Genomic DNA, 5,218 nt, shown 5'->3' with positions numbered 1-5,218 from the left:
GCATGCAATGCTGCTTTTATTTGGAGTGGGTCTTGTGCAGTTTCTATAAGAAAAATATCTGCTCCTCCATCAATAAGTGCTAAACAAAATTCAGTATAACCTGCATACATTTCATCATAAGTAATATGCCCTAAAGAGGGAAGTTTTGTTCCTGGTCCAATAGAGCCTAAACAAAAACGGGGATGCTCTGGAGTTGAGAATTTTTCACATTGCTTTTTGACTAATTCTGCACCAGCTCGTGTCAGTTCATAAGCACGATCTTTTATACCGTAATCATCTAAAACCCATGCAAAAGAGCCAAAAGTATTGGTTGTAATAAAGTCTGCACCAGCTGTAAGATAGGCATGAAATATATCGTTCATAATCTCAGGAGCAGTTACATTAAGTAGTTCATTACACCCCTCATTCCCTTGCCAAGCCTCTTTTGGAATCTGCTCATCGCGTTGCTGGAGTTGCGTACCCATTGCCCCATCTATAATAAGTGGATGTTTTTTAATGGTTTCTAAAATGTACTGTTTTGTTGTCATGTGTCAAATCTTTTATAGAAAATAGTTATTGCTATTTTAGCTTATAAGAACATAAAAATGGCTTTGTCTGTTTTATTAGAATTAAAAAATTATCTGATATAATATTTGACGACAATTAATAGGAGAGTGATAATGTATAAAAAAGTTATTTCAGTAGCACTTGTAGCAATGGCTGTAATGTTTGCTGGTTGTGGTAATAATGACACAACATGTAGGATAGATGTGCAAAAAGCCATTGATGAAGGTAGATATGACAGTGCTATTTCTGATTTACAGGGAAGATGTGCAACAGCATATACCCAAAGTGATTTAGATATGAATCTTGCAGCTGCATATATGGGTAAATCGGGGTATAGTGTGAGTGATATTGCTGATATGCTTATCAATGCGGATGATAACGGAAATGCCTTTACCTCTTTTTTAACAAGTGTTGATGCAAAAAAGACGGGCAACTCTCTTCCTCTCCTATCTAAAGCTAATGACTATTTTTTAAATGCAATACAAGCTGGTGGTAATTATCCAGCAATTAGCTTATGTTCTCGGACGAATCTTAATACAAAAGATGACTCTAGATTAACAAATGCATGTCTTTATATAGGCTTTAATGAGACTATTAAAGCTGCAAATACAATTACTTACTTGACGGGAAATGTAAATACTCTTGTTAATTCTATAGATTCCAAATCAGGTACTACTCCTGATGATATGCGTGCAAGTTTAGATGCTTTGGGATGGGCTGTAAATAGTAGCTATACGGCTGCATCTGACGCAAGCATTAGTGCTTCAACTGTGACTTTTTCAGGGAATTATACTTTTGCTGATGTGAATGTTACTTATACTGATAATGGGCAGACTAAAGTCTTCTATAGATTGGCAAAAAGCATAAACAGAGATACAAATAATACAACTGTAATTACAGATGGATATTGTGATGTAAATGGTAGTAAGGATAATTGTCAAGGGATGGAAGATAGTACAACAGGTGAAATAATAAAGCCAATACCTGGCTGTCATGCCTGTCCTGTTGTAATGGATACAAACAATACCTTAAGCGTTGCTCAATTACTTGTAGATACCATTAATAATGGTACTAATACAATTAGTGCAGTTTCCGGAGACGATGATGTAGCTCAATCTGTTAAAGATTTTAAGCAAGAGATTATGGATGTTCGAACAAATGGAGATACTAATAGTACTATAACAGTCAATGACATTATTAATTATCTACAACAATAAGCAGGAGAAAAAAATATGAAAAAAATATTACCATTATCACTTATCGCACTTAGTAGTCTTCTTTATGCAGATATGTCCACACAAGAGTTTTTATATAAAGATCCTCGTATTATGAGTATGGGGGGAGCAAATACTGCAGTTGGCGGCTACTCTTCATCTATCTTTAGCAATCCTGCTGGAATCATAAAAATTAAAAAGAGTCATGGTATTGAAGCAGAGATACTTGGAGTAAGTGTTTCTGGATCTAAAGATATTAAAAATTTCGTAGATGATTTGAATAATGCAGATACTACTGATGAGATACTTGCTGTCACTAATAAGTACTCAGGAGAAGCATTTAATGTTAATGTATCTAATTATACATCATTCTCTTATCATGCACAGAATGATATAGCCTACTCTTTTGGTATTTTAGCATCTTCTGATGTAAACTTTATTCCTCATAATAATGGAGGAGCAAATGGAATTTTAGAGACACATAGCAGGCTTTATGGAGGACTGTTTTTAGCAAGTGCAAAGAAATATAATGGAATAAATAGCGATTTTTTAGGAGGAGCACTTAATGGAGCTGTGACAATAGGTGTGAGCGTAAAATATATAAAACAAAAATCATATGAAGCTGGCTTAGATACTGGAGAAGTGACGCAGCATAAAGATGATATTGTCCAATATTTGAAAGATACATATGAAGTCGATAACTCTGGTTTTGGTATGGATGTAGGTGCTTTGTATGAATTTTCAAATAAAACATGGAACCCAGCTCTTGGTTTAAGTGTGATGAATATAGGAAATATGAGCTTTGATGCCTATGGTGCACAACCTCTTAGTGCAAATATCGGAGCTTCAATCTCTCCAGAAATCTCTTGGTCAAACTCTTTGAAATTTGATGTTGATTATGTAGATATATTTAATTCGCAACAGGCAAGAGTCCGTAATTATAATCCATATAGATCTCAAGATCAGTATGACAATGCTGACATCGGCTACGATGTGATGAACCATCTTCGTGCAGGTGCCAGTTTGGGACTGCTTGATAACTCATGGTTTATGGCAACGCTAAACGCAGGACTTTATAAAGGTGCATATACAGCAGGCTTTGATATGCAATTAGCTATTTTAAAACTTCAATTTGCAACATATCAAGAGCAACTTGGCTCTGAATTAGGACAACTAGAAGATAGAAGGTATGTAGTAGGTTTAGGCATAGGTTGGTAACAATTCTTAATTTATGACGAATTAAAGCTTAAATTAATTGACTTTATTCGTCATAAGTCGCTATAATGACGATGAAATTTAAAAAATAGAGAGGTTTTGTCGCCATGGTTATAGCATATATCCGCCCAGATAAAAACTTTCTTGCCGCACATGAGCAATTACAACATGTGGATTCTTACGCAATTGCAAATAATCTTACTATTGATGAAGAGTTCTTAGACCATACATCACAAAACAAACGCTTAGATCAAAGACAGGATGTGACAGAGTATTTTCAATCACATTCAAAGGTAACACTTTTGGTTTATGATGTATGGGTTTTAAGCACCAATATGGAAGATTTGGTACAGATGGCAAGCTGTTTATTGAAAAATGAATATAAAGTTCATTTTATAAAACATTCTGTTATTATGTCCCAACAAAGTAGTGCGATGTTAATACTCGGCTTGATGGATCAGCTGCGTCAAAAACTGCAAGAGAATGCGAAGCGTGTAATTGGTCGTCCAAAAGGAAGTAAGTCAAGTTCTAAATTTGATGTTTATATTAGTGAATTACTTGCTTACATAAGAGAAGGAAAAAGCGTTAGTGAAATGGCTCGCCTTTTAGATGTAAGTAGAAGTTCACTCAAAGATTACATTGAATCTCGTGAGCTAAAACAGGTTGCTTCTGGTTCGCTGGTACCAGAAAATAGAGATAATGCGGAAGAAAAAGTCATAAGTACTATTGTCTGCCCACAATAAAAAGAGGAGAAAAAAATGAGTAAAGACAAAAAAGGAACAGAGATTCCTAAACCTTGGAGAATGAAGCGTTATTATGCATATGCTATAGCAACAGCAGTTGCCCTTATATTGCCATGGATACATATTAATGGGCATCAGTTTTTTTTATTGAGTTTTGATAAAATGAAACTGGATCTTGCTTTTGTAGAGTTTGATATGCAACAGCTTTATCTTATGCCATTTTTATTAATGTTAATGTTCATTACCATTTTTGGTATGACAGTTATGGGTGGTCGTGTGTTTTGTGGATGGGTTTGTCCGCAAACGACTTTTCGTGTAATTTATCGTGATTTAATTGAAACGAAATTATTGCATTTGCGTAAGCGTATTGGAAACAAACAAAAAGATCCGGATATGTCATTGGCAGAAAATAAAGTGAAAAAAGTCATTGCTATTCTTATATGGACAGTTTTAGCACTTTTAGCTGGTGCTGACTTTATGTGGTATTTTATTCCTCCAGAGACATTTTTTCAATATTTGCAACACCCCGCTGAACATGGTACGATGCTTGGTTTTGTTTTAGGTATTGCTGCATTTTTGATTTATGATATTGTATTTTTAAAAGAGAACTTCTGTATTTATGTTTGTCCTTACTCTCGTGTTCAGTCTGTTTTATATGATGAACATACTGTAATGGCACTTTATGATGAGCATAGAGGTGGTAAAATTTATGAAGATGACCATGGGGTTCATAAAAAACTTGTTACAAAACAGAAAGATTTGCGGGCGATGGATCCTAGCTCAGAGTGTACAACATGTGAAAAATGTGTGACAGTTTGTCCTACTCATATTGATATTCGTCAAGGGTTACAGCTTGAGTGTATTAACTGTCTCGAATGTGTAGATGCTTGTACAACTGTTATGGGTAAACTTGGGAAACCATCTCTTGTTACATGGTCAAGTGATTATGAGATTGTAGAGAGAAAAGGTAAAACTAAATATTTCCGTCCTAAAATTTTAGGCTATATGGGTATTTTAGTAATCTTAATGGTTGCATTAGCATATATGAGTTCAACAAAAGAGCATATGCTTTTAAATATCAATAAAGGAACAAGACTTTACGATCTAAAATCTATGCCTAATCATAAATTTAAAGTTGAAAATTCATATATTTTCTTGTTACAAAATACTGAAGGAAAACCAATGAAGTTCTATTTTTCAGTAATAACACCAAAAAATATTCATGGTACGATTAAAATTATGAAACCTTCAGAACCTTTTAGAGTTGTTCCAAGCGTTAAGAAGAAAAAAATTGTAACACTTGTGACAACGGATGTGCTTGTTGATAATAAAAGAAAAGATACACTAATTCCTATTAAAATTCATGCGTATGCACTAGATAAAAATGGAAAACCTGATAAAATAATCTCTATTTATAGAGAGACAACTTTTGCATTTCCAAAAGAAGACATCTTAAACAAAGCGAGATAATTCTTTTTTAACAATTTATAAGATAAACTT

General features: G+C 34.1%; 5 protein-coding genes. 4 read left to right on the top strand and 1 reads right to left on the bottom strand.

What is annotated here, in order from left to right; translation table 11 throughout:
- Window positions 1-527: homocysteine S-methyltransferase family protein (locus MVY38_RS02025; RefSeq protein WP_297483029.1), on the bottom strand; the 527-nt coding region annotated here is incomplete at its 3' end.
- Between the two features lie 132 nt (window positions 528-659).
- Between MVY38_RS02025 and MVY38_RS02020 the strand changes: the two genes are divergently transcribed.
- From MVY38_RS02020 to ccoG, 4 genes are all read left to right on the top strand, one after another.
- A complete protein-coding gene (locus tag MVY38_RS02020) occupies window positions 660-1,763 on the top strand; it encodes a hypothetical protein (protein ID WP_297483026.1) in 1,104 nt (367 codons plus the stop codon).
- Between the two features lie 15 nt (window positions 1,764-1,778).
- Window positions 1,779-2,978 carry a conjugal transfer protein TraF gene (locus MVY38_RS02015; RefSeq protein ID WP_297483022.1) on the top strand — a complete coding sequence of 400 codons (1,200 nt, stop codon included), beginning with the start codon at window positions 1,779-1,781 and terminating at the stop codon, window positions 2,976-2,978.
- A gap of 104 nt (window positions 2,979-3,082) precedes the next feature.
- Entirely contained in the window at window positions 3,083-3,718 is a 636-nt protein-coding gene (locus MVY38_RS02010) for a recombinase family protein (RefSeq protein ID WP_297483019.1), read from the top strand.
- Between the two features lie 15 nt (window positions 3,719-3,733).
- Window positions 3,734-5,188, top strand: a complete 1,455-nt coding sequence (gene ccoG / locus MVY38_RS02005; RefSeq protein WP_297483016.1) for a cytochrome c oxidase accessory protein CcoG — start codon at window positions 3,734-3,736, stop codon at window positions 5,186-5,188.
- The last annotated feature ends 30 nt before the right edge of the window (window positions 5,189-5,218 follow it).

This window comes from Sulfurimonas sp., from assembly GCF_027056685.1.
Classification (GTDB): domain Bacteria; phylum Campylobacterota; class Campylobacteria; order Campylobacterales; family Sulfurimonadaceae; genus Sulfurimonas.
The sequence above is the reverse complement of the archived record's forward strand: the minus strand, read 5'-3'. Positions and strand labels throughout refer to the sequence as shown.